Genomic DNA, 1,909 nt, shown 5'->3' on the forward strand with positions numbered 1-1,909 from the left:
TTGCTGTGCGCCACGCATGGCGATTACCTAGGCGGTGAAAGTCCGCTGTGGGGGCTGGTAGTGGCCAACCACTAGCCAAGGGCAAGGGTGTCCATCGCGAGGTGGAATCTGAAGGAAGCCGGAGGCAAACTTCTGACCTGAGGAACACGAACATCATCAGGCACGGGACATGGGATGAGCTTGCAGCACAAAGCGAAGTCCAATACACTACACGGACATGCCAGTGTAAATGGTGCGGGTACATGGAAGGAAAGGGAATCGTCTTACCGTGGGAGGTCTCATGGACGTGAGGAGATGGATTTCGAATCACGGTTGAAACAAGATTTATCATGAGAAGTCAGCAGAAGCCATAGTACCTCATGCAGCTAGGCGGCAAGAGGGAAGGGCCGAACCTTAGGAGGTGTGAGTCAATGAAAGATACCAAAACAGGAACGAAGTGCAGCCAACCTCGAAAAGAGGGCTCGAGGCAGAAGGTACATGCGGAACATGGAGAATATGCGAGAGCGTACAATTCTGCAAGGATATCTGAAACCGACAGCACCGACGCAATCGAGTCGAGGGATGAATTACTTGAGGAAATGGTGAGCAGAGACAACATGAACAAAGCGTTCAAACGAGTCAAAGCAAACAAAGGATCTCACGGGATCGACGGGATGGGAGTAGATGAACTTCTACAATACCTCCGAGAGAACGGAGAAACCATCAAGCAATCCATTCTGGATGGAACGTACCGTCCGAAACCCGTTCGAAGGGTAGAGATACCGAAGGAGAACGGGAAGAAAAGGAATCTGGGGATTCCCACGGTGGTGGATCGAGTGATCCAGCAAGCGATTGCTCAAGTCCTTACACCGATTTACGAGAAGCAGTTTTCGGAGAGCAGTTTCGGATTCCGGCCCAAGAGAAGCGCCCACGATGCCATTCGGAAAAGCCAGAGAAACATCCAGGAAGGGTACAAGTATGTCGTCGATATGGATTTGGAGAAATACTTCGACACCGTGAATCAAAGCAAGCTGGTGGAGGTATTATCCCGAACCATAAAAGACGGACGGGTCATCTCGCTCATCCATAAGTACCTGAAAGCCGGTGTAGTTGTGAAGCACCGCTTCGCGGACACGGAAATCGGTGTACCACAGGGGGGAAACCTGAGTCCGATCCTCAGCAACATCATGCTGAATGAACTGGACAAGGAACTAGAGAACCGGGGGCATCGATTCGTGCGCTATGCGGACGACATGCTCATCTTCTGTAAAAGCAGAAGAAGCGCCAAACGGACACTGGAGAATGTTCTTCCTTTTATTGAGGAGAAGCTGTTTCTCAAAGTGAACCGGGAGAAGACGATGGTGGACGAGGCAAAGAAGGTCAAGTTTCTTGGATTCTCCTTCTACGAAAAGAAGGGGGAGTCGCGAGTCCGCATCCACCCGAAATCCGTTGCAAAGATGAAGGCCAAGGTGAAGGAACTTACATCGAGAAGTAACGGAATGGGAAATGAAGAGCGGGCTGAAAAGCTTAGACGCTACATCATGGGGTGGATAAACTACTTCAAGATCGCGGATATGAAGAAACTGCTCCAAACGACGGATGAATGGATGAGAAGGCGGATACGCATGGTCTACTGGAAGCAATGGAAACGAGTAAAGACGAAATTCGAAAAGTTACAGTCTCTCGGAATCCACAAGCAAAAGGCATGGGAGTATGCAAATACAAGAAAGAGCTACTGGAGAACCTCCAATAGCCCGATCCTTTCAAGATCCCTCGGAAACAACGTGCTAAAGAACCTCGGATTTCTTTTCTTTTCAGATTATTATCGACAAGTCATTGCGTGAACTAAGGAACCGCCGTATACCGAACGGTACGTACGGTGGTGTGGAAGGTCGGCTATCCAACTAATGGATAGCCTCCTATCCGATTT

1 protein-coding gene is annotated in these 1,909 nt (G+C 49.6%); it reads left to right on the top strand.

From position 1 onward, the window contains the following. Window positions 1–410: 410 nt before the first annotated feature. Window positions 411–1,823 (top strand): group II intron reverse transcriptase/maturase, encoded by a 1,413-nt coding sequence (gene ltrA / locus ACE5LO_RS27665; protein WP_375523126.1) that lies wholly within the window; start codon window positions 411–413, stop codon window positions 1,821–1,823. Window positions 1,824–1,909: the final 86 nt, after the last annotated feature.

Source organism: Paenibacillus medicaginis (genome assembly GCF_042138635.1).
Taxonomy (GTDB): domain Bacteria; phylum Bacillota; class Bacilli; order Paenibacillales; family Paenibacillaceae; genus Paenibacillus; species Paenibacillus medicaginis.